This window comes from Chryseobacterium sp. SC28, assembly GCF_003932955.1.
Lineage (GTDB): Bacteria > Bacteroidota > Bacteroidia > Flavobacteriales > Weeksellaceae > Epilithonimonas.
This window is the reverse complement of the sequence record NZ_QOVY01000014.1, coordinates 15460-39290: the sequence shown is the minus strand read 5'-3', so window position 1 is coordinate 39290 and position 23831 is coordinate 15460. Positions and strand designations below refer to the sequence as shown.

At 40.9% G+C, this 23831-nt stretch carries 19 protein-coding genes and 1 pseudogene; 5 read left to right on the top strand and 15 right to left on the bottom strand.

Going from position 1 to position 23831, the window contains the following annotated elements:
* The first annotated feature begins 165 nt into the window (after window positions 1–165).
* Window positions 166–1266: a Fic family protein gene (locus DTW91_RS09075; RefSeq protein ID WP_125203071.1), complete on the top strand. Its 1101-nt coding sequence runs from the start codon at window positions 166–168 to the stop codon at window positions 1264–1266.
* A gap of 93 nt (window positions 1267–1359) precedes the next feature.
* Here DTW91_RS09075 and DTW91_RS09070 read toward each other — a convergent pair whose 3' ends face one another.
* The 6 genes and pseudogenes from DTW91_RS09070 to ricT form a co-directional block, all read right to left on the bottom strand.
* Entirely contained in the window at window positions 1360–1683 is a 324-nt protein-coding gene (locus tag DTW91_RS09070; RefSeq protein WP_125203070.1) for a hypothetical protein, read from the bottom strand.
* On the bottom strand, window positions 1671–1868 hold the full coding sequence (locus tag DTW91_RS09065; RefSeq protein ID WP_125203069.1) for a hypothetical protein: 198 nt from the start codon (window positions 1866–1868) through the stop codon (window positions 1671–1673). Before DTW91_RS09065 ends, DTW91_RS09070 begins: the two co-directional genes overlap by 13 nt.
* Window positions 1869–1932: 64 nt before the next feature.
* A complete protein-coding gene (locus DTW91_RS09060) occupies window positions 1933–3474 on the bottom strand; it encodes a protein adenylyltransferase SelO (RefSeq protein WP_125203068.1) in 1542 nt (513 codons plus the stop codon).
* A gap of 41 nt (window positions 3475–3515) precedes the next feature.
* A pseudogene (locus tag DTW91_RS09055) lies at window positions 3516–5770 on the bottom strand (transglycosylase domain-containing protein).
* On the bottom strand, window positions 5760–6248 hold the full coding sequence (locus DTW91_RS09050; RefSeq protein WP_125203067.1) for a gliding motility lipoprotein GldH: 489 nt from the start codon (window positions 6246–6248) through the stop codon (window positions 5760–5762). Before DTW91_RS09050 ends, DTW91_RS09055 begins: the two are co-directional and overlap by 11 nt.
* Entirely contained in the window at window positions 6232–7608 is a 1377-nt protein-coding gene (gene ricT, locus DTW91_RS09045; RefSeq protein ID WP_125203066.1) for a stage 0 sporulation family protein, read from the bottom strand. The genes DTW91_RS09050 and ricT overlap by 17 nt, the downstream gene beginning before the upstream one ends.
* Window positions 7609–7989: 381 nt before the next feature.
* Here ricT and DTW91_RS09040 point away from each other — a divergent pair, with 381 nt between their 5' ends.
* The 4 genes from DTW91_RS09040 to DTW91_RS09025 all read left to right on the top strand — a co-directional run bounded on the left by DTW91_RS09040 (window position 7990) and on the right by DTW91_RS09025 (window position 11734).
* Window positions 7990–9225, top strand: coding sequence for an OmpP1/FadL family transporter (locus DTW91_RS09040; protein ID WP_125203065.1), 1236 nt, complete (start codon window positions 7990–7992; stop codon window positions 9223–9225).
* 14 nt (window positions 9226–9239) lie between these two features.
* The gene (locus tag DTW91_RS09035) at window positions 9240–10769 is read left to right on the top strand and encodes a G-D-S-L family lipolytic protein (protein WP_125203064.1); all 1530 of its coding nucleotides are present in this window, start codon (window positions 9240–9242) and stop codon (window positions 10767–10769) included.
* 108 nt (window positions 10770–10877) lie between these two features.
* Window positions 10878–11303, top strand: a complete 426-nt coding sequence (locus DTW91_RS09030) for an RrF2 family transcriptional regulator (protein WP_125203063.1) — start codon at window positions 10878–10880, stop codon at window positions 11301–11303.
* The gene (locus DTW91_RS09025) at window positions 11303–11734 is read left to right on the top strand and encodes a nucleoside deaminase (RefSeq protein WP_125203062.1); all 432 of its coding nucleotides are present in this window, start codon (window positions 11303–11305) and stop codon (window positions 11732–11734) included. The genes DTW91_RS09030 and DTW91_RS09025 overlap by 1 nt, the downstream gene beginning before the upstream one ends.
* Here the strand turns inward: DTW91_RS09025 and DTW91_RS09020 are convergent, their stop codons facing one another.
* The 9 genes from DTW91_RS09020 to rnc all read right to left on the bottom strand — a co-directional run bounded on the left by DTW91_RS09020 (window position 11735) and on the right by rnc (window position 23829).
* The gene (locus tag DTW91_RS09020) at window positions 11735–12493 is read right to left on the bottom strand and encodes a type III pantothenate kinase (RefSeq protein WP_125203061.1); all 759 of its coding nucleotides are present in this window, start codon (window positions 12491–12493) and stop codon (window positions 11735–11737) included.
* Between the two features lie 90 nt (window positions 12494–12583).
* A complete protein-coding gene (locus DTW91_RS09015) occupies window positions 12584–14440 on the bottom strand; it encodes a M1 family metallopeptidase (protein ID WP_125203060.1) in 1857 nt (618 codons plus the stop codon).
* Between the two features lie 261 nt (window positions 14441–14701).
* Window positions 14702–16417, bottom strand: coding sequence for a hypothetical protein (locus tag DTW91_RS09010; RefSeq protein ID WP_125203059.1), 1716 nt, complete (start codon window positions 16415–16417; stop codon window positions 14702–14704).
* A 194-nt stretch (window positions 16418–16611) separates the two neighbouring features.
* The gene (locus tag DTW91_RS09005; RefSeq protein ID WP_125203058.1) at window positions 16612–16983 is read right to left on the bottom strand and encodes a Spy/CpxP family protein refolding chaperone; all 372 of its coding nucleotides are present in this window, start codon (window positions 16981–16983) and stop codon (window positions 16612–16614) included.
* 94 nt (window positions 16984–17077) lie between these two features.
* Window positions 17078–17977 (bottom strand): hypothetical protein, encoded by a 900-nt coding sequence (locus tag DTW91_RS09000; RefSeq protein WP_125203057.1) that lies wholly within the window; start codon window positions 17975–17977, stop codon window positions 17078–17080.
* A gap of 291 nt (window positions 17978–18268) precedes the next feature.
* Window positions 18269–20923: a 4-alpha-glucanotransferase gene (locus tag DTW91_RS08995; protein WP_185144765.1), complete on the bottom strand. Its 2655-nt coding sequence runs from the start codon at window positions 20921–20923 to the stop codon at window positions 18269–18271.
* A gap of 249 nt (window positions 20924–21172) precedes the next feature.
* A complete protein-coding gene (pyk, locus tag DTW91_RS08990) occupies window positions 21173–22618 on the bottom strand; it encodes a pyruvate kinase (protein WP_125203055.1) in 1446 nt (481 codons plus the stop codon).
* Complete coding sequence (locus tag DTW91_RS08985) at window positions 22611–23084, bottom strand: IPExxxVDY family protein (protein WP_125203054.1); 474 nt, start codon at window positions 23082–23084, stop codon at window positions 22611–22613. The genes pyk and DTW91_RS08985 overlap by 8 nt, the downstream gene beginning before the upstream one ends.
* On the bottom strand, window positions 23059–23829 hold the full coding sequence (gene rnc, locus DTW91_RS08980; RefSeq protein WP_125203053.1) for a ribonuclease III: 771 nt from the start codon (window positions 23827–23829) through the stop codon (window positions 23059–23061). The genes DTW91_RS08985 and rnc overlap by 26 nt, the downstream gene beginning before the upstream one ends.
* Window positions 23830–23831: the final 2 nt, after the last annotated feature.

Genomic DNA, 23831 nt, shown 5'->3' with positions numbered 1-23831 from the left:
TATTTCTGCAAAAATAAAGCTTAAACTTAAAACTTAAGATAAATTCGTCGCTGTACCTCATTTACTTCGAAAGTAAAACCAAAAAAAAGAGAATGAGGCAATTAATTGTGCTAATTGCCTCAAATAATTATTATATTTGAGGCAATAATTTAATTTAATCGCCTCATGCATTATAATTGGCAGTTACCAAATTGGGCAAATTTCACTTATGACGACGCTGTGTTCGACTCATTAATCATAAATTTTGCGCTGGAAACAGGTGAAATGAAAGGTTTGGCGGATTCCTTTCCAGAACCCGTGCGGCAAGAAGCGATGTTGGAATTTATGATTTCTGAAGCCGTTAAAACCTCAGAAATAGAAGGAGAATTTTTCAGCAGACAAGATGTCATGTCTTCGATAAAAAAGCAATTGGGAATGACCGATGAGCTGCCCAAAAGCCGAGACAAAAAATCCCAAGGCATTGCTGCTCTGATGATTGCGGTACAGCAATCCTACAAAGATGAATTTTCTGAAATGCTTCTGAAAAATTGGCATCATCTATTAATGCAGAATGTTCCATACATAAAGGCTGGAGAATATAGAACCGGAAAAGAGCCTATGCAAATTGTTTCCGGAGCGTTGGGAAGAGAGGTGGTTCATTTCGAAGCGCCGCCTTCAGAACTGATTCCCCAAGAAATGGAAAATTTCGTCCAGTGGTACAATAATTTTAAAGTTTCTACGGCGGATGTCAAAAATATTCTTGTCAAAACAGCCCTCTCTCATTTATATTTCGAAAGCATCCATCCCTTCGAAGACGGAAATGGACGAATTGGCAGGGCGATTTCGCAAAAATGCCTTTCGGAATCTTTTGGAATGCCATTTTTGATAAGCCTTTCCGGCACTATTGAAAAAGATAAGAGGCAATATTACAACGCTTTGAAATCCGCCCAAAGAACCTTAGAAATTACAGACTGGATCTTCTACTTTTCATCTGTAGTTTTGGAAGCCCAGAAACAGGCCAAACAGACTATTTTGCTGACACTTAATAAAAGTAAATTTTTGGATCGGCACAAGCCTCAAATGAATGAGCGCCAAACCAAAGCCATTATGAAAATGTTTGAATTTGGAACCCGCGGTTTTGAGGGCGGACTGACCGCTAAAAAATATGTGTCTATCACCAAAGTTTCTCGCGCCACAGCCACTCGAGATCTGCAGGACCTGACGGTTAAGGAAATTTTGTTGCAACAAGGTGAAGGAAGAAATGTGCGGTATCAGCTGAATCTTTAAATTGAAGTATTGTTCAGCAGTTTCAAAATCAAATATTTTTCAAAATTACTTCGAAATGACAAAATTTCACTTTAAAATAAAGTTTCTTTTTTTCTAAAGATGCTGAACAATCTCAGAATGGCTGTTGGTAATAAAAGTAACGAGATATCGATTTTCGACATTTTCAAAGAATACATACCAAGTCGTGGTGTGATTGGCTTTGTAGAAAATATATTTCGAACCGAGATGGGATAGACTTTCAGGTGTTTTCTTGAAGGGGAAAATTGGAAGATTGTACTCTACAAAATCAACAATTTCCTCAACATAAGCAAAGGCATTTTCTATAAATCCAAAGTATTCCTTGTGAAAAAGCAAATATGATAATTCATTCAAATAATCTTCAACCTCAGGTAAATACTGGATAATTATTTTTTCCAAGGCAAGGTTTTTAAGTATTCTTTAGTGCGCTTTTTCAGTTCCTCACCGGAAATACCTCTTTCCCATTCCTTCTCAAAATCAAAAGACTTTCTGTTTCTGATTTTATTAATTTCTTCAATAACTGCAGGACTTTCCAGAGAATTGACCCACTTTATGATTTCACTTTTTTCAGATGCTAAATTCATTGTGCTAAAGATTGATGATAACAAAGATAGAAAATTATTACTTACATTTCTCTCAAAAACACTACTAAGAACTGCAAGACAATTGGCTGCTACCCGTCTGATTATCATACTTCGACGGTCGCTTTTGATTGAACTCCGGATAGAGGATTTCGTAAGGATTTTCCAATGCTTTTTTCAGTTGGAAGAACATCTCATAATTCCCATTTTCCGCCGCCTGAATGGCTTCGAACAAAAGAAAATTTCTGAGCACGAATTTCGGATTTGTCTTTGACATTAATTGGAAAGATTCAGATTCCGAGATTTTATTCTTAAGTTTTCTTTGCCGATATTTTTCGATGAAATCTGATAATTTTTTCAATTCATTTTCATTAAGATTTCGATAAAAAGCATCTTTGAAATCTTCAACTTTAAACTCCGAAATTGGCTTTTCAAGGTTTTGGAAAAATAAGGTATAATCAAGATTCAGATCCTGCATCATCTGCTGCCATTCTGTGAAGAATTTCTCATCCTCAGCCAAAACCTCATCGAAACCAAATTTTTGGGCGAGCATTTGGTCGTGCTTCACCCAAAACTGTCTGCCAAAACCGTCGAGAATCTTTTCTAAAACTTCCTGATTATTAATCAAAGGAAAAATCGCATTCGCCAAAGCCGCCAGATTCCAATGCGAAATCTGAGCTTGCTTTCCGAAAGCATATCTTCTTCCCGGCAGATCGGTGGTGTTGGGCGTGAATTCCAAATCATAGCCATCCATCATAGAAAACGGGCCGTAGTCGATCGTCAAACCCAGAATCGACATATTATCGGTATTCATCACACCGTGAACAAACCCAACGCGATACCAATGGATAATCATCCTCAAAGTGCGGTCGCAAATGGCTTGGAACCAGTCGATATATTTTGAGGAATTATTTTCTGATTGAACTTCCGGAAAGAAATTTTCAATGCTATAATCTGCTAATTGCTTCAAAAGTTCATTTTGTTTTCTGGCAGACAGCAATTCGAAATGTCCGAATCTGAGGAAGGATTCTGCGGTACGAACGACGACGGCGCCTTGCTCCTTTTGCGGATTTCCGGAATATTGAATATCACGAATCACATCTTCGCCAGTTTTGGACAAACTCAAAGCGCGCGTTGTGGGAACGCCGAGATGATACATCGCCTCGCTCATCAGATATTCCCGAATCGAGGAACGCAAAACGGCTCGTCCATCTGCATTTCTGGAATATGGCGTTGCGCCGGCTCCCTTCCATTGGATTTCGGTTTGACGATTTTTATTAATAATTTCTCCTGCGAAAATTGCTCTTCCGTCACCCAATTGGCCGGCCCAATTCCCGAACTGATGGCCGGCATAAGCGGTGGCGTACGTTTCTATGTTTTCCGGAAGATTCTGCGCGACAAGAAAATCTTTGTCAGTTTGATCCTCGATTTTTCCAAGTCCAATTTCTTCCGATAATTTTTCATTAAAATCGATTAATTCGGCATCATTAAAATGTGCAGGTTTGACGGTGCAAAACATCACTTCGGGTGTTTGCCTCTGCATCGTATTTCCCGAGAAATCTCCCGGGAATATTTTGGTGAATTTTTGAGTAATGAGATTGAGGTTCATCGGTATAAAAAACCCGCATCAGAAATGCGGGCTATAATTTTTTATTTGTTAAAGTCCACCTCATCTCCGGCGTTAAGAGCTTCGTTGGAATGATCTTCTTTCTTCACAGGTTTTTCCGGGACGATTTGGGTTGGATTTTTGAGTTCATCGATTGTACGGAATCCGCCTTCATCGCCATATCCGTTTCTGAGATTATTGAGATCCGAGCAGCTGCCCGTCCAATTGGCCGGTTTTACAAATTTGTCGTCCGGTTTGATATTCAAAGATTNCCGACCCAGACTCCCGTCGCCAGTTTTGGAACGATTCCCATAAACCACCCATCGGAGTTGTTCTGCGTGGTGCCGGTTTTGCCCGCGATTTCTACACTTGCCGGAATTCCTCGTCGTCTTAATTCGCCGGATGCGGTTCCGTATTCGGTAACGCCTTTCATCAGATCGATCATCGTGTAAGCATACATCTCGTTCATCACTTCTTTTACGACGGGCTTCACTTCTTTGATGACACGTCCGTTGGCATCCTCTATTCTCCAGATCATTTCCGGTTTGGTGTAATTCCCGAAGTTGGCAAAGGTACTGTACGCACCCAGCATTTCGTAAATTGTAATGTCCGAAGTTCCCAGAGCCATCGGCAAGCTGGTGGAGATTTCCGTAGTTACGCCCAGATCTCTCGCTGTTTGGATGACATTTTGGGTACCCACCATCTCTGCCAATCGCAATGCTACCGGGTTTTGAGAGTGTGCAAGTGCATCTTTCAGCGTCAGCATTCCGCCTCTTCCCGGCACGTGGTAACTTCCTTTATTAAAACTGGCGTTGGAAACCGTAGAGCAAGGTGTCATCCCAAGGTGCATGATCGCCGTGGCGTACACAAATGGTTTGAAGGTAGATCCTACCTGCCGCTTACCCTGCTTCACGTGGTCGTACTGGAAATGATCCCAGTTGATGCCTCCCACCCAAGCTTTGATATCGCCGGTTGCCGGCTCCATAGACATCAGTCCTGCCTGCGCAATCTGCTTGTGATAGCGGATGGAATCCCAAGGCGACATCTCCACTTCTTCTTCACCCGCCCAAGTAAATCTGGACATTTTCACCGGCGTATGGAACTCCATCATAATGGAGTCCTCCGGCATTCCTTCGGCTTTTAGTTGCTTGTATCGGCCCGTTCTCCTTACCGATGCCATCATTAAGGAATTAATTTGAGATTTCGAAAGAAAATAATATGGCCGGTTGGGATTGCGTCTCATCTCGGCGTCAAAACTTCTTTGCAGACTGGTCAAATGCTCTTTGATGGCTTCTTCTGCATAGCGCTGCATTCTGGAATCTAAGGTAACGTAGATTTTCAAACCGTTTTTGTAAAGATTCAGTTCTTTGCCGGTTTCTTTCTCATAGGCATCGAGATATTGCTGAATTTCTTTCCTCAGATAATATTTGTAATAAGAAGAAAATCCGTCTTCCACGGTTTTGATCTCGTGAAAATCTACAACGATGGGTGTCGCCACCGCTTTTTCGTAGGTTGCATCATCGATATAGCCGGTGTCCCGCATTTGTTTTAGAACCAAATCTCTGCGGACTTTGGCTCTCTCGGGATTTCTGTAAGGATTATTTCTTCGCGGTGCTTCCAGCATTGCAACAAATGTGGCCGCTTCCGGCAAAGTCAATTGACTGGTAGATTTGTTGAAGTAAACTCTGGATGCCATTTCGATTCCTTTCGCATTGAAAAGGAAATCCATTTTATTAAAATATAATGCAACGATTTCTTCCTTTGTATAGCGTTTTTCCAGACTAACGGCAACGCTCCATTCTTTCAATTTCTGAAAAATTCTTTGAATTTTGTTTTGAGAAGCATTTCCTGTAAAAAGAAGTTTTGCCAATTGCTGGGTAATGGTAGATCCGCCGCCTCTTTCGCCACCAAACAGGATGGCTCGCAGAATAGACTTGAGGTCGATGCCGGAGTGTTCTTTGAAGCGTTCATCCTCTTTTGCCTGCAAAGCATAGACGAGGAATGGTGGCAACTGGCTGTACGTCACCGGTCGCGTTTTTTCTTTTTCGAATTTTCCTAAAAGAACATTATCTGACGAATATATTTCGGATGCGACGTAGATATCGGGATTTTCCAGCTCTTTCACATCCGGCATATCGCCAAGAAAACCTTGGGAAACAGCGAAAAACGTAGCTGCAATTCCTAATACGATCACCAACAAGCCGAGCCAAATGATTTTGATCCATTTTTGGACAGCAGATGGATCCTTTTTCTTTTTGGGCAGAGGAAAAGTTTTGTGTTCAGTCTTCTTATTTTCCATTAATAAATGATGGCTTAAGGTTTTGAATTTTAATTCCTATATCTTCTATTCCGGGCAAGGTATCTCTTCTCATGGCTTGAACCAGTTTGATAGAATAATTCCCGTTTTGAGGAAACTTGTAATTGAGTTTATACTGAAAAATAATTTCCTTGGTCTCGCCGAACCCCGAACCAATCCACTCGCCGTTTGGCTTTGCTAAAATATAGTTAAGGGTGTCGGTAGCGATGGTCTTTTTATCATGCTCTATGTTTGCGATGAGTCTTAGATTGCTGTATGGATAATCATTGTTATTCCGGACAACGATCATCAGATTTTTAAGGTTTGGGGCATCTTTCACTTCAAAATCAAATCTTTGGATGTCGTTTTTTCTCCAGTCATCATCCACGTCATTCATCAGCACCTGCTCGTTGGGATCTTGGCAGGACATCAAAGATAAAAAAACGCTTGCAAAAATTATCGATTTAAGGATTACCTTCATTTTTGGGAGGAAATTTCTTTTTCGGTTTTTTGAACGGTTTTTTCTGTGTTTTATTTTCCGCTGCCTGCCGATCGGTCTGCTGAACTTTCGGAGTTGTGTCTCGATTTTGCACTGCCCTTTGCTCGTTGGTTTGATTCCTGTTGTCCGGCTGTCTTGGATTTTTATGATCCGCTGGTCTGGCTGCTCTATTATCCTGCTGTTTTGGATTTCTGCTGTCCTGTGGTTGGTTTGGATTCCTATCTTTGGTGTTGCGAGGTCTTGTTTTTTCGTTGTTTTTCTCGAAGCGATCCATTCTGTTTTCTTGGATGAGATCCGAGGTGACCATCCGGTTTTCGACTACTTTCAGATCTTCCAACGCTTGGCACTTTTCTCCTTTCTTGTTGATGGCGATCATTTTTTGAACCTCATAGATATCAATATCGTACCACGCCATCGAGTTTTCAACGTAAGCAAACCACATTTTCTTTTTGAATACATCAATCTTTATGCAGAACGCTCTTCCCTTTTCGGTATTCAGAACAGTACTTGAAGGTGGAAAATCTCTCAAAACATCGAGGTAAGCGTCCAATTCATAGTTGAGACAACATTTGAGTTTGCCACATTGCCCGGCCAATTTTTGCGGATTGATACTCAGTTGCTGATATCTTGCCGCATTGGTATTGACGGAGCGGAAATCTGTGAGCCAAGTGGAGCAGCACAGCTCGCGCCCGCAAGAGCCGATGCCGCCTACTTTTGCAGATTCTTGCCGGAAACCAATTTGCTTCATATCGATCTTGGTGCGGAAAGCAGCGGCATATTCCTTAATCAAAGCACGAAAATCGATGCGGTTGTCTGCGGTGTAATAGAAGGTGACTTTGGAGCCGTCGCCTTGATATTCCACATCGGTAATCTTCATTTCAAGATTGAGACCATAAGCGATTTTCCGTGCCTCCACTTTGATTGCATTTTCTTTATTTCTAAGCTCTTGCCAAGTTTCTATATCCTTTTGGTTCGCAAGGCGATAGACCTTTTGAAGGGTGTCTGCGTGTACATTTTTCTTCTTCATCTGGACTTTTACCAGCTCTCCCGAAAGACTTACAACGCCAATATCGTGACCCGGACTTGATTCTACCGCAATGATGCTTCCTATATGTAAGGGCAAGTTGTTGACGTTTCTATAATATAATTTACGTTCATTCTTAAAACGAACTTCCACATATTCTGAACTTTTGGAACCCGATGGGTTAACGTCGGAAAGCCAGTCGAAAACACTTAATTTATAACTATTGCCACAAGTATCCACACTGCTGCACCCACCACCGGTACTCTTCGTACCGCAAGAGTGGGAAGAATCGCCGGATGTTTTGCATCCACAACTCATATTTTTGATTTTTTTATGTCTGGATGCAAAGTTAATATAAATTTTATTTAAGCTTGAGGAATATATTTTTTAAAAATGCTTTTTTGTTAATTTTAAGTTAATAAATGATTAATATTGCCAAATAGACATCTACATTTGCATTTATTTGTGATATAAATAATTTAGAAAATAGCCATTTATTATGGTTTGCATTCTATTGTTTAAAATTAAAGAGCTGAAAGGAAGTATTATAAGATTAATATAATATACACATTATCACATATTTAATAAAAATAAGTAACTAAACAATTATTCATAGAATAGCAATGTTTAACATTTTTTATGTTTTTTTATGGTCGTTATCAAAATAATTATAAATTTGGAACATTAATAATAATAATTATGAAAAGAATTTTAATAACGATGGCTTTAACAGCCGGTGTAATGTCATACGCAGGAGGGTTCCGAGTATCTCTTCAAGGCGTAAAGCAGCTTGCAATGGCTCACACCAGCGCTCATGCAGAAGATGCAAGTGTTGCGTTTTTCAATCCTGCGGGAATTTCTTTTATCCCTGCAAAACTAAGCGTAGCAGCGGGTGGTTTTGGAGTTTCCAATAAGATCACTTTCGAAAATACCAGAACATTGCAACAGACGGAAACCGATAGTCCTTTAGGTACGCCTATCTATGCTGCGGTCGCTTATAAAGTGCTGGACGAACTTTCCGTGGGTTTTAGTTTCAGCACACCATTCGGCAGCACCATAGAATGGCCTACTGCTTGGGATGGCGCCGAAATTGTGGAAAGATTAGAATTGCAAAGTTTTTTCTTCCAACCAATGATTTCTGTAAAGCTGGCACCGTGGGCATCTTTTGGAGCGAGCTACATCTATGCTACAGGTAAAATAGATTGGACAAAAAGAGTAACCCAATTGGGAGGAGATTTAAATTTATATGACGACCAAGCTACGGGAAACGGTTTTGGTTTTGGATTCTACTTCCAACCGGACAGTAAGTGGGATGTGAGCGTGGCCTACCGATCGCCGGTGGACATGGAAGCAAAAGAAGGAAAAGCTACTTTCACTGTTTCTCCAGCATTATATCCGAGCATAGGCTTGGCAAGTACGGGCGGCGTCGATTCTTTCAAAGCAACCCTTCCTTTAGTAGATGAAATTACATTGGGAGCGACTTATAAAGTGACACCAAAATGGTTAATCTCTGCAGATTTTAATTATCACGGGTGGGCAAGATATAATAAGTTGACTTTGGACTTTGGCAATGCCCCAGTTGGCAACCAATCGGATCCAACTGTTTCGGTGGTTCCCAAAAATTTCAAAAATTCGAGAACTTTCCGTGTGGGAACGCAGTATATGTTTTCAGATATGATCGCCGGAAGATTGGGCTGGTACTTCGATGAATCTCCCTACACCGATGAAAACTTCATCCCGGAAACGCCCTCATTTGATAATTATGTGATTACTGGAGGTGTCGGGCTGAAATTTAACAAACTCAGTGTAGATATTTCCGGAGCTTATGCAATGCCGGAAAGCAGAAAGGTTAAAAATTCCTATTACGATTTATATGGGCAAGCGAAAGCAGACATCTTCTACTTTGGTTTAGGTTTATCTTACAACGCATTTTAAATAACAGAATAATTATGAAAAAGATATTTATATCAACAATAGCCGCGTCACTTTTATTTACATTAAGTTGCGAGACAGATTTCGATAACAGCACGGAAGATGTGGTTGTAACCTCCGGAGAGGCCGATTTTTCCAAATATATAGCTATTGGCAATTCTTTAACTTCCGGATTCCGAGACAATGCCTTATATATCGACGGGCAAAATGAATCTTACCCAAATCTTATCGCCAATCAAATGAAACTCGCTGGCGGAGGAGAATTTAGACAGCCTTTAATGGCAGATAACAACGGCGGAATGGTGCTGGGAACAACCGTCATCCAGCCCACAAAACTTTACATAGAATCTTTTTCAAACGGAAGCCCTGTTTTGAAAAATGTTGCAGCAACACCCACTACCGATGTTGCCATAAAACTTACCGGAACAATTAACAATATGGGGATTCCGGGTGCCAAGTCCTATCACTTGGTCGCACCCGGATACGGGGACATTAATGGCATATTGACGGGAACCGCAAATCCCTACTATGTAAGGTTTTCGACAAGCAGCACCTCTACTGTTGCCGGAGACGCTGCCGCCCAAAAACCGACATTCTTTTCGCTTTGGATTGGGAACAATGATGTGTTGGGTTATGCTTCGAGCGGTGGATCCGGGATTGACCAGAAAGGAAATCTAAATCCCGCATCGTACGGACCAAACGACATCTCGGATCCGAATGTAGTGGCAGGATCTATCCAAGCCGTATTGGATGCTTTGAAAGCCGCCGGATCTACAAAAGGTATTATTGCCAACATCCCTTATGTAACTTCCATTCCTTATTTTACCACCGTTCCGTATAATCCTTTGACCCCGCAGGCTCTGGGTGCTAATCTTGCGACGCTGAACGCAAGCCTGTATGGCCCGCTGAAGCAAGCTTTGACAGCCTTTGGAGCAGGAGATAGAATTAATTTGTTGTCTTCTACTTCCTCCAATCCGGTTTTGATTAAAGATACATCATTGACCAACTTATCCGCCCAACTTACGGCCGCTCTTACACCTTCCTTAGGCGCTTCAACAGCAGCGGCATTTGGCCAAATCTATGGGCAGGCAAGACAGGCTACAGCACAAGATTACGTGCTGCTAACGGCCAGTGCGGTAATTGCAACGACTAATCCTAGTGCACCGGCCAGCATCAATGTGAATGGTGTTTCCTATCCGTTGGAAAATCAATACGTCCTCACCAAAACCGAAGCCGCGCTCGTCAAAACGGCCATCGATGCCTATAACACCTCTATCGCAAGCTTGGCCTCGTCGTATGGATTGGCATCTGTAAATATGAATGCTAAAATGGTGGAACTCAACTCTGCATCGGGAATACAATGGGATGGCGTAAGATATACAACCAGATTTATTACCGGCGGAGCCTTCTCGCTCGATGGCGTTCACCTCACCGGGCGCGGATATGCAATTGTAGCGAACGAATTTTTGAAAGCCATCAACTCAAAATATAGATCCAATCTTCCTATGGTAAATCCTAACTCTTACAGCGGAGTTACTTTTCCTTAAAGTAAAATTAAGATCATTTACAAAACCGCCCTGTTATAGTAACAAGGCGGTTTTTTGCTTGCATTTTAAAATATTTCTGCGTTGGAAATTTTTGATTAATTTTACCGTATGCTTTCTAAAAGAGTCAAATACGCTATCAAAACGCTTCTTTTCCTGAATAGGAAAGACAATTCTTCACTGTTCTCTGCCAAAAAAATATCGGAAAGCGAACATATTCCTCTCAAATTCCTCGAGCAAATCCTGCGGGAATTGAAGCAAAACAACATTCTAAAAAGCGAAAGAGGTGCCGAAGGCGGTTATACCTTTATGAAAAATCCTGCCGATATCAAGGTTTTGGATGTCATTAGAATTGTGGATGGACCTGTGGCGATGCTTCCTTGTGCCTCGCTCAATTTTTATGAAAAATGTATCGACTGCGCAGACGAAGCGACTTGCAGTATCAGAAGATTATTAATCAACGTCCGGGATCAGATGCTTCCGATTCTTGATACCAGCATTGCCGACCTTACGCGGTCGGAAAATATGGCAATCTGATGTTCACCGATGAATATTTTATGAAAATGGCATTGCGGGAAGCCGAATTGGCTTTGGAAAAAGAAGAAGTCCCCGTCGGCTGCATTATCGTTTCAAACGGGAGAGTTATTGCAAAATCCCATAACCTTACAGAAACCTTAAACGACGTAACGGCACACGCAGAAATGCAGGCCATCACTTCTGCGGCAAATTATCTCGGCGGCAAATATCTTCAGAATTGTACGTTATACGTTACCTTAGAACCTTGTGTAATGTGTGCCGGAGCGCTCAGCTGGTCACAGATTACGAAAGTGGTTATTGGCGCCAGAGATGAGCAACGAGGTTTTATTAAAAAAGGCTTATCGCTTCATCCGAAAACGGAAGTGATAACAGGGATTTTGGAAAATGAATGTTCACAGATCGTGAAAGATTTCTTTAAAAATAAAAGATAGTTACAGATCTTTACCAAGAAAATAAAGACCTTTCAAAGTATGCAATTTATCCCCAATATTGATTTTACTTGTCAAAGGTTTGTAAACGTGGCTCACCCCGCCCGTGGCGATGACGAAACAATCATCATGCACCTCATCATTTATCCGATCAATAAAGCCCTCTACCATACCGAGATAGCCATAGACCATCCCGCTTTGCATACAGGAAACGGTATCCAATCCTAAAACCGTTTTGGGCTTCACCAATTCGATTTCCGGCAGCTGCGCGGTCTCGTGAACCAAACTATTAAGCGAGGTGACAATTCCGGGTGCGATGATAACGCCGAGCGTTTCGCCTTTTTCATCCAGGCAACTCACTGTAAGAGCCGTTCCAAAATCGATGACGATCTTCTTTTTTCCGGGATAGAGATTATGAGCGGCTACAAGATTCGCATAAATATCGGTTCCCATTTGTTTGGACTTGGGCTTGACAGCCGATTTGCTATTTCTGTCCACAATGATTGGAAGATGGCTATGAATTTTTTTGATGCTGCTACTGAGGACTTTCGTCAACTGAGGAACCACAGATCCGACGATGACCTTTTCAATCTTCTGAGGATCAATTCTATACGTTTGGTAGAGCATTAAGATCTGGACATACAGTTCGTCCGTGGTTTTGTAAGGTTTTGTATTGATGACCCACGAGATGTCGCAGTTATCATTGTTGAACAATCCGAACCGGATGTTGGTGTTGCCGATGTTGATGACGATAGAATTCATTTATTTTTAATTTACCAATTTAAAAAATGAGACAGTTTATCAATATTTGAAAAGCTTAAATTTGATGATCATTGATACAATGTTAAATTATTACTTCACTTCGAAATAATTATCTTCCTGATTTACATCAGCCAAACGCTGCGAAAAATCTATCCCAAGGGCTGACAACTGAGATTTAGTGTAAGGAATTGTAAAGGTGTAATCTTCCTGCGTCCAGCTCCAGTATGGTAATGTTTTGAACGTCCCGTAGATGTCTTTCGTTTTCCAAGTTCTTGTCAGATTCAATGGAATGTTATAATTGACCACTTTCTTATCTTTTGTCAAAATACTAAAATCAATCGGCATCGGAACGCCGCCTTTATTGACCAACGTGACGGTGGTAGATTCCGGGTCATATTTTACATTCTTGATGCCGTAATCGATGGTTTTCGTCGTGTTGATCCAATAATGCTGAAACCATTTCAAATCCATTCCGGTTACCAATTGTGCAATATGAACGAAATCTCTTTCGGTCGGATGTTTCATCGCCCAGTCGTCGTAATATTTCAACATAATTCGGTTGAGATTTTCCTCACCAACGATGTATCCCAATTCCACCAAAAACAATTCGCCCTTGATGTAACTTGCATAAGTATAAGCCGTTCCGTTATCGTGATGATCCGCCAGCCATACCGCCGGCTCCTCTTTCCCAGATTTCGCAAAATTGGCGTAGGCCTTAATGGCTCCAATAAAAGGATTGGGTTGAGATTCTTTGGGTGGGAACAATCTGTAGGAGACAAAATCTTCTGCATATTGCGTAAAACCCTCATCCATCCACGGTCTTACGCTTTCATTGGTCGCCAGCATTTGCTGAAACCAAGAGTGTGCGCCCTCGTGAAACAGCAGTCCACAAAGTCCTTCAAGAGTTGTTGCTTCTCCCAGTACCATTGTACACATTCCGTACTCCATTCCGCCGTCGCCACCTTGGATGAAGGAATAGCTTGGCCATTTGTAACGGCCGAAAGTGGCGTTCATCAACTGGTAATATTTTGTAATGTAAGGTTGAAGCTCAGACCAATATTTCGTTTTTTCAGATTTTTGATAAACCAGGTAAACCTTTGGTCCGTCAAGAATTGGAAAACTTTCAACGGTGTAATCTCTGTCTGCCGCCCAGGCAAAATCGAGGATGTTTTTAGCAGTCCATTTCCACGTTACTTTATTAGCGATGTCCGGTTTAATAGCTGCACCGGCTTCATAACCTTTAACTTCTCCCAGATTTTCCAGATTTCCGCCTGCGCCGATAACATAGTCTTTATCGATTTTGATATTCACTTCATAATCAGAAAACGGGGCGTGAAATTCTCTCCCCACATAATCGAAAGCCGCCCAACCGTCGTAATCGTATTCGGCGATTTTTGGGTACCATTGCGTCATTGTCATATCGATGCCTTCGCGGTTATTGCGTCCGCTTCTTCGGATTTGCATTGGGATCACAGCATCCCATTCCATTGTGAAAGTGGTGGAAGAATTTGGTTTGATGGCTTCTGCAAGGTAAACCTTCATAACCGTTCCCTGAATCTCGAATTTCAAATCTTTTCCGTTTTGCTTGATCCAGCGGATGTTTTGCGCCCCTTCTTCCTCTTTCGGAATCGAAGCCAATCTGGAAACAACCGTATTCCCCACTCTTTTTGCCAGTCTTCCATCGGCATTCACGGCTTGAGACTGCACGCGTTGATCCATCATAGAACCCGCTTTGAAGGCATTCCAATACAAATGGAAATAGGCAACTTTCAGCTCGTCCGGAGAATTGTTTTGATATTGCAAAGTTTGTTTCCCTTGGTAAGTGAAGTTGGCAGCATCTACATCAATATCCATTTTGTACTTTGCATATTGCTGATAATAAGCATTTTGCTGCGCCGAAATGAGTAGTGAGAAAACGATGAAAAATAAAGAAGCAGTTTTTTTCATAAAGATTTGTAAATTAAACCTTCAAGGTTTTTGAAACCTTGAAGGTTTTGTTCAACGTAATTTCCTCAAAAATACTAAGTTTTTTGTAAATTAAACCTTCAAGGTTTTTGAAACCTTGAAGGTTTTGTTCAACGTAATTTCCTCAAAAATACTAAGTTTTTGTTGAATGGCAAATCGAAAGGCGGGGGAGGTTGGTTTTTAAGAAGGCTGGGTTTTTAAGTTGAGATATTTAAACAGCGGCGGAAAAGCTGCCCAATTATTCTAATCAATCCTAAAAACCGGATAAAGCCGATGCGTTTTCTCGTAATAGTCGGAATGTTTGTAAACCCAATCAAGCTGCGCTTCTCCGTCTTGTTCGAATTTTGGATTGATGGCTTTCTCCATTTCGAAGGCGGTTTTCAAAGCTTTGTTTTCTTTGAGAAGTTTGGCCGCTGTATCTTCGAAAACGTAAGGCGAATAATATTCTTTCTGACCCAAAATCGCATCAAAAAAATTCCAATTGAAGTAAGAATCTACGGCTTCCGGCTCCAAAGTTTCTAAGAGAAATTTCACGCCATCCTGATTCAGCGCAACCAGAAAATCGCCGGCTCGGAAATTCATTTTGCCCGAAACTTTGGTTACAAATGTGTCATAATGCAGATAATGACCTTCGTAAGGATTGGGAACGGTTTTGAAATCTTGGATTCTGTAACTTTCCACCACAATCGCAGAATCCTGTTTTATCGGAATCATTTTTATTTGGTTAAGTTTCAGTAAATCAATAACTTTCCATTCAGATTGTGGGATGACGTAATATTTTGGAATGGTGACTTCTTTTGCCGGCACGTAGGTGTTGTAATATTTCACCGGATTGGAAAACGGTGATTTTCTATCGTACCAAAGTCTGGTTTTTCCGGAAACGTCGCTTGGTTTATATTTCGCTTCAAAACCTTTGAAATCAATCGTTTCGCATTTTGTAGAATCAAGTCTCCAGGCAATCGCATATCGGTTTCCGACTTTGTATTGCTTCAGATTTTCGACTCGTTTTTGCTGAATGGTTTTGTAATTTTCATCGATATAATTAATGTTATCGACCATATAATCGTAAGTCACTTTCACACGATCTTTGTACGGCTTCAGCATATGTGTTTCCACAACGGTTCCGATGGTATTGAACAAACTTGTGTAACCGGTCGCATATCTCGGAGAATCGATGAACGCAGGGAACCCACCATCCGGAACATCACCGTGAATGTTGACATAAGGCACGGAAATAATGCCTTTTTTCTCAAGATTTTCCAGAAGTGTTTTCTGCATTTCGCCATTGAAATAATTGCCGAGAACATTTCCCAATCGTTCTTTATTGGTCGAAATATAAGTGAAGGTGTATTGGTAATCTGCACCGTTGCTCACGTGATTATCTATGAAAACATCAGGTTTCAGCCATTGAAAAATCTGCTGGAAACTTCGTGAATTCTTTGAATCTGTTTTGATGAAATCTCGGTTCAAATCATAATTCCGAGCATTTCCGCGAAAACCATATTCCTCCGGACCATTTTGATTGGCTCTGGAAAAACGGCCTCGGTTCATCATTCCGCTGACGTTGTAACTTGCGATTGACGCGATGATTACATTTTTCGGCGCTTGGATTTTTCCGGTAGCCAAATCTCGCATTAGCATCATCGTGGCATCAATGCCGTCCGGCTCACCTGGATGAATGCCATTGTTGACAAACAAAACCGATTTCCCTTTTCTCGCTTCTTCAAAACTTTGTTTTGTCGGATTGAAAATCACCACATCGATTGGCGCACCGTTGTCATCTTCGCCTTTTGTCTGAAAAGTGATGCTTTCAAATTCTTTATCCAAATTTTGATAATAATTTCTCATCTCATCAAACGTGACGGTTTGGTTTCCGTTTCTTTTTTCGAAAGGGGTTTGAAGGGATTGAGAGAAAGCATAAGACGAAATTAGAAGGAAGAAAAATGGGAAGTTTTGCATTATTATTAATATTGGAACGAAGATAAATAATTAATATATCTTTAGAAAAGACAATAACGAAACATTTTCTTTGATGGATGCCAAATGTTATAAAATTTAGTATCAACCTTTAGATTATTAGGAATAAATTAAAAAATCCGCCTCTCTGTAGACTGAGAGACGGATCTTATGAACTTAGTCGGGAAAATAACCACTTATTTTGTCACTGTTGTAGCGGCTCTTCTGCTTTGGAAGTTTGCTTTTTTTTCTGCCATTTTTTTAGCTTTGATATCCTGATATTTTTTGTATTGCTCCGGTGTCAGGATTTTTTGGAGCTCGGCGTTGTTTTGTTGCATTTTTTGCATTCTTTCAGCCTTTTTCGAGGCCATCTCCTGCTGTCTCTCGGCTGCATTGGCCTCGTGCAAGGCATTCAATTGTGCAACTTGAGCATCGGTAAGATTTAATTCCTGCTTCATCTGCTGCAGATGCTCCGCTCTTTTCTGAGCCTTATCTGCTTTGCTTGTTTGTTGTGCAAATCCAAAGACTCCAAGTCCGAGAAATGCTACACTTAAAATTAATTTTTTCATTTTGATTTCGATTTTATATTTGATTTGATTTTATAATATGCAGGTTTGATGTCAAACGGGCTTTCAGGTTAAAAACGACCATTGTTAAACTGTGTTAATTTAATCTTGAGGTAAAGCGCGCGCCGGAATTTCGGGTATTGGTTCCAAGTCGGGAAACAGCACTTCTTTGGTTATCGGAGTTTTGCGATCTTCGTACATAGTTTGAATTTTCTCTCATACTGTTGTTCTGATTTCGAACCTCCGGAGAAGCCTGGCTTGATCTTCTACTTCGGATTTCGCCCTGATTTCTGTTGTCATCAAAATTGCTTTGTCTGGCTGCCGCACTGTTTTCAGTTCTTACTCCGCCGGTTGTTTTCGCGGTTCTTACAGATGGATTGGCCACCCCGCTACTCCTGCTTGGGCTGATCATATTATTGTTTCTTCCGGCAGTTCGGAAACTTTCTTTGAAATACGTAGGATTTACTTTGTAAACATTGATGTTGACATTTCTGTAAACGGGTCGCACCGGATAGCGGTGTGCATAGAAATTGACACATCGGTTTCTGTAATAGACAAACGGGCTAGCGCCTCGGAAATAAACATTCTGATAAACAACAAAAACCTGAGGTCCCAAAATTCTCTGCAAAGCATAAAACCTGTCGTAATACCATCTATTGGGATTCCATCTGTAGTAAGAATTCCAAACGTTAAAAGACGCAAAACGTTTATTCAGGATTATAATTTGATTGATTTGAATAGGCGTCAGGTGATACTGTACAAAAAACTGATTCCAGTTAACCGAAACAACGGCATTGCGATAATCATTATAATATCCCTGATAATACGCATCCGGATAATAATCGGTTGGATAATTATAGTAATATTCATCAGGATAGCTGTAGGAGCTGTCGTAATATTCGTATCCATTATATTCGGTTGGATAAGTGTCATAATAATCTTGGGCAAAAGTCAAAGTTGCCAAGAAGAGCGCGAAGCTAAAAAATATCTTTTTCATTTTATTTTAAATTATTCAAAAGTTTTAATTGTGGATTTCAACTTTCTGTCTTTTGGATGTTGCTTATTGGGAAAAGTTAAAGTCCAAAGAATTAATATTTTAAAATAAAAATCAAAACAGAGATTAAGCACTGACAGTCAATCGCATTATTTCCACTAAAAAAGAACCTCCTCACGGTGTTGAACGGTGAGGAGGCTGTTTTTTTATTTTATCACGAAGTCGGCTACCGAGATAGAACTTCGATATTTCCGATTTCAATTTTTTTCAGATTTGTGTTTCGCTGCAGAGTCTTTAATATCGTCCGCTCCCTTCTATCCAGCTGGCAATCTTTTGATTAAATGCTGCTTGCTCTTTCAGGTCTTCGAGTTTTAAATGCATTCTGTAGTGCCAGTAATACGGAAAAACCGAGGGATCATTAATTCTTTCTTCATCCATATTGGGATTCATCAAATTTTGATCTGTGGCAAAAAATTCCTGTATCGGAAAAATGGCAAGCATCGCTTCCGTATAAAGATGCTGTTTCATAATCATTTCCGACAGTTCGGGCGACAGATCCCAAGGCGCCGTTCCATATTGACGCAATTGCTCATTGAAATATTTTTGCGTCAGGTTCCTGTCTTCGTGCCACCATTGCCTCAAAGTTGAGGTGTCGTGAGACGAGGTGGTTACAACATTGAGATAAGTTGCGTTTTTGGGATCGTACCAGAGTCGGTTATCAATAGGCATTCTTTGAATTTTGAGCGCGGTAATCGCAAGCCGATCCATCACGGCAGGCACAGCATTGGGAACCAAACCTAAATCTTCGCCACAAATCAACATGCTGGTAGAATTCAGCAATGCGGGTAATTTTTCCATTGCTTTCTGATACCAGAGCCCGTCCTGCCGTCGGAAGAAGTAATCGTTGTAGAGGTCGCCCAGCTTCGCTTTTTCCCAATCGGGCAGATATTTGAAGGACGACGTTTTGCCTATGTTAAACCTTGGATGATAGACTATGCCATTCTCCGTTTCCTCGGTTACGAATAAAACATTCGCCGCCAGCGAGATTAGTTTTTCTTCTATCCAATCCCATTTCTCTTTTTGGAAATAATCGCTTAATTTTCGCTGGGTGTCGTATTCCGGTTTGAAGGTGTAGATACCATTGTGCCGGCTATCGAAAAAGTGATTTTGCACTTTTTCTTTCATTTCTCCAAAATTCTCCCACAGAATAGGCTCGTTCACATAAGGCTTGACATATCGGTCGTAATTAAAAGGAATTTGCCTGTCAAAAAATTCTTTTTCGGTTACGGGAACAGCGGGATAAAAATAGCCCAACAAACCTTGAGTGGCAGAAACCGGCATTCTCCATATTCTAAAAAAACCGAGAATATGGTCGATTCTCATGGCATCGAAATACTGTTCCAAAACTTTGAAACGTTTTTTCCACCATTGATAGCCGTCCGCCTTCATCACCTCCCAATTATAGGTTGGGAATTCCCAGTTTTGCCCTATTTCCGAGAATTGGTCCGGCGGTGCTCCTGTCTGGAAATCCATTCCGAAAAGTTCAGGTTCACGCCAGGCTTCTACCGAATATCGATAGATTCCGATTGGAAGATCACCCTTTACGGAAATTCCCAATTGATGGACATATTCCACTGCCTCTTGCAATTGCAAATGCAGCTGGTATTGTACCCAAGCGTGGAGCATCAGACTGAAATATTCCTTGTGTTTTGGTAAATATAATGAACCGACTTTGCCTGCAACATATTTCTTGTGCGTTTTCCAATGATTGAAATTGGGAGTTTTGTATTTGTCTCGCAATATGCAAAATGCCGCGTACGGCATCAACCATTCTTCATTAGATTTAATAAATTTCTTAAAGTTTTTGTCCTTCAAGATGTCCTCTTGATGATCTTCGAAGATTGCCTTTATAAATTTCCACTTTCCGGCAATCATCCGTTCGTAATCGATTAGCCGCAATGCATTAAGTTCTGCCTTCTCTTCTTCATAGTCGTTTACTAATTTTTTCGGTAAGGCGTAATCCAGTTTCTCGACCGATAGATATTGGGGATGCAATGCATAAACCGAAATGGAAGCATAAGGATACGAGTCCGTCCAAGAGTAATTGGCCGTAGTATCGTTGATCGGCAAAATTTGAATCACAGAGAGCCTCGCCTCGTGCGCCCAATCGGCGAGTTTTTTGATATCGGAAAATTCGCCCACGCCAAAGCCATCGCTTGTCCTGAGTGAGAAAACAGGGACAGCCACGCCTGCAGAATGCCACAAGGTTTCGTTATTAAATTTAAAATAGTGATCCGCTTTCACATACAAGATATCCTTGGTCGGATTGCCGAAAACCCAACGATTCTCGCCTTGCTCTACGTAAAATAATTCTCCGGTATTTTTGTTCTTGATGGCGTACTTGTAGAGTACGGTTTGATGGGTTGGGATCTCGAGACCAATTTCCCAAACACCGTAATCGGTCTGCACGAGTTCTACGGCGTTCTTAGACTTCCAATTGCCCAAGGCATCTACATTTCCTATCAGTGCCAATTGCCAATCGGGACGATAGAGCGGCGCTTCTATTCGGAAGAGGTGGGTTTGCTTTTTTACAACCGATAATTTTCCCGGTTTGAAATCCGACATTTGATTTTGCAGGATTTTATTGGTCAAATAATTCTCGGGAAAGTTCTTTAGATTCCAATGGTCAAAAATGACAAATTCTTTGAAGCTGTTCGGCAGATTTAGGTGATGCTGAGGGATTTCCTGATCCAGAACAACATTTTCTTCATTTAATAAAAGATATTTGTACCGAATTGCCTTTGAGAAGTAATCAATTTCTGTGATCCAGTTGTTATTTTCGGAATAGATCAAGTCGTGGTCGCGGTACTCGTTTTTCTCGTCGTAGAGGCGCAGGACAAGCCTTTGGCCAACTTTTGTTCCGAAATTAATACTAAAGTATAGTTTCATTATTAAGGTCTATTAATATGCCGCAATTTAACGAAATATTAAATTATATATATTATTCCGGCGAAAAAATCAGTTTTCATATTTCGCGCGGTGTGCGGGTGTGCGCATTCTTTACTTTTAGCATTCTTCAACAGATCTGTTTCAGCGGAAAATAAAAATCCCGAGCTTGGACTGCCCCCAAAAAGTGTCTAATCTTTTGGGTACAGTCTATCTTGATCGGGATTTTTTTGTCGGCAAAGAATGATCTATTTAGATGGTAGATAATCGCATTGTATTAGTTTTTCCGCCGTTCTGTACCGGCATAGCATTCAGGTTTACAACATAGTCTCCTTGCTCTACAAAGCCGAAATTGTGCGTCAACATATTCACTTGAATCACGGTTTCATCAGTAGATTTTTCCATATCATAGTAAAAAGCTCTCACGCCCCACAGAAGATTCAGCATCGTAATCACGCGTCTGCTATTGCTGAAGACAATGATATGCGATGTGGGTCGGTGTGCGGAGATCTGGAACGCCGTGTAGCCGGAAGCCGTCAAGGTAATGATAGCTTCGGCGCCGGTAGATTTGGCGACATCCACTGCAGAACGACAAATTTTATCTGTGATGAAACGCTCATCCACACAATTGATTTTCTCTTCTATTACGTGATTTAATTTGGAGTACAGTGGCGTCTTCTCTATATTTTTGACGATTTTGCTCATAGTTTTGATGACTTCCACCGGATATTTTCCTACCGAAGTTTCACCGGAAAGCATCACGGCATCGGCACCATCCAAAACGGAGTTAGCCACATCATTCACTTCCGCTCTGGTTGGCGTCATGATGTTGATCATAGTTTCCATCATCTGCGTAGCGATAATCACAGGTTTGGCATAGAGCCTTGCTTTATTGACGAGATTTTTTTGGATCACAGGCACTTGCTCCATCGGTACTTCCACACCCAGATCGCCTCTTGCAACCATCAGACAGTCGCATTCCAATAAGATTTCATCGATGTTTTTAACGCCTTCGGGCTTCTCGATTTTTGCAATGATTGGTGTTTTATGTTGGTTTTTAGGATGTTTGGCCATCAAATTTTTTAGATCCACGATGTCCTGCGCGTGGCGCACAAACGACAATGCAATCCAGTCAAACTCGTGATCCAGCATAAAGTTTGCATCCTCAATATCTTTCTCGGTAAGCGCCGGGAGAGACACGTTGGTATTGGGCAGGTTGACGCCTTTTTTGGAGCTCAGCGGTCCGCCCTGAATCGTTTTTGCTCGCACGGTGTCGATATTATTAGTTTCGATTACTTCAAAAACCAGTTTGCCATCATCAATCAAAATTCTTTCTCCGACTTTTACATCTTGAGGAAACTTTTCGTAGGTCATATAAACCTTCGTGGCGTCGCCTTCCAACTTTTCATTGGTAAAAGTCAGGATGTCACCCGGATTAAGGAAGGATCCTTCTTTTACGACGCCTACTCTCAGTTTCGGTCCCTGTAGATCGCCCAGTATAGCCACAGAATAGCCATATTCTTTGTTGATCTCGCGGATGATATTGACATTTTTCAGCACCAGTTCGTAATCGGCGTGCGAAAAGTTGATTCGGAATACATCCACACCGGACTGGATCATCTGGAGCATTGTTTCCTTGTCGGAAGATGCAGGTCCCAGCGTGGCAATGATTTTTGTTTTCTTGAGATTTTTATTCATAATATTGAATTAAGTGGTAAAGTTCTTCTTCAGAACTCAAAGGATATTCTTGGATTTGAAATACCAGATTTTCCGGCAGTAAAATTAAAGAAAAATCCGCAAACATATCGGTATTGGTTAAAATGTAATCCACATCGGGGTGCAGATTTAGTAGAAATTTAATATTGGATTCATCTGAAAAAAGTTGATCTGCTACTTTTTTCTCAACAGACAATAAGGATTTGTTGGAGATGAAACTGTAGCAATCTTTGGTAGACTTGTTGTACGCCTGATAGCGGGAAAAATAATGGTCGTAATATTCGCCTTTTATTAGAATATCGCTGATTCTTGAGAATTTAAAAGTATTGAGGTTATTGATTTTAAAAAACAATTCGTGCTCCGGGATTGGTTTTGCAAGCCTAATCAATCCGATGTTGATCTCGGTACGATCTTCTTCCAGTTTAAGATATCGTTTTTTGATTTTCAATGATATTTTCCTTTTTACTCAAGACATAGAAGGCTCTTTGAGCCGCTTTCTCTTCTGCCTTCTTTTTGGAAGCTTCTACCGCATTGGCGATTTTTGCATTCTCAAGCCAGACATAGCAGCGAAAGACGGCAACTTTGTTAGGCAGGAGTTCTTCGCAAGTCTCATATTTGATAGAAATCTTCTTCTTCTGACTCCATTCTAAGAGAAGACCTTTGTAGCTGATAATTTTATTCTCCAACTTATTGATGGTGGAAGGTGTCAGAATCCTGTCCAAGACAATTTTCTTGCAAAACTCATAGTCGATATCGAGATAAAGTGCGCCTATCAGGGCTTCCAGCAGATTTCCGGAGATGTTTTCGCTGAGGAGGGTTTGGCCGGTGTCGGTTTGGAGGAGGCTGCACAGTTTAAGATCATCGCCCAATTTGTTCAGGTTTTTCCTATTGACGATTTTGGATTTCATCTGCGTCAGAAATCCTTCGTTTTCGTTCGGATAGGTCTGAAAAAGATGGCAAGAAATAATGGTTCCTAAAACAGAATCCCCTAAAAACTCAAGACGTTCGTAGTTTTTTCTATTTGAAGTTTTTGAAGAAGATTTCAGAGAAAATGCTTCTTTAAAGATTTCCAAATCGTGGATATTGTAGCCTACGATGTTTGAAATGTTTTTGCGAAAAAGAATATCTTTTTCCGAAAGTTTTTGTGCTCTGTTTTTAGGAAGGAATTTAGAAAAATAGCTTTTCAACTCCATAA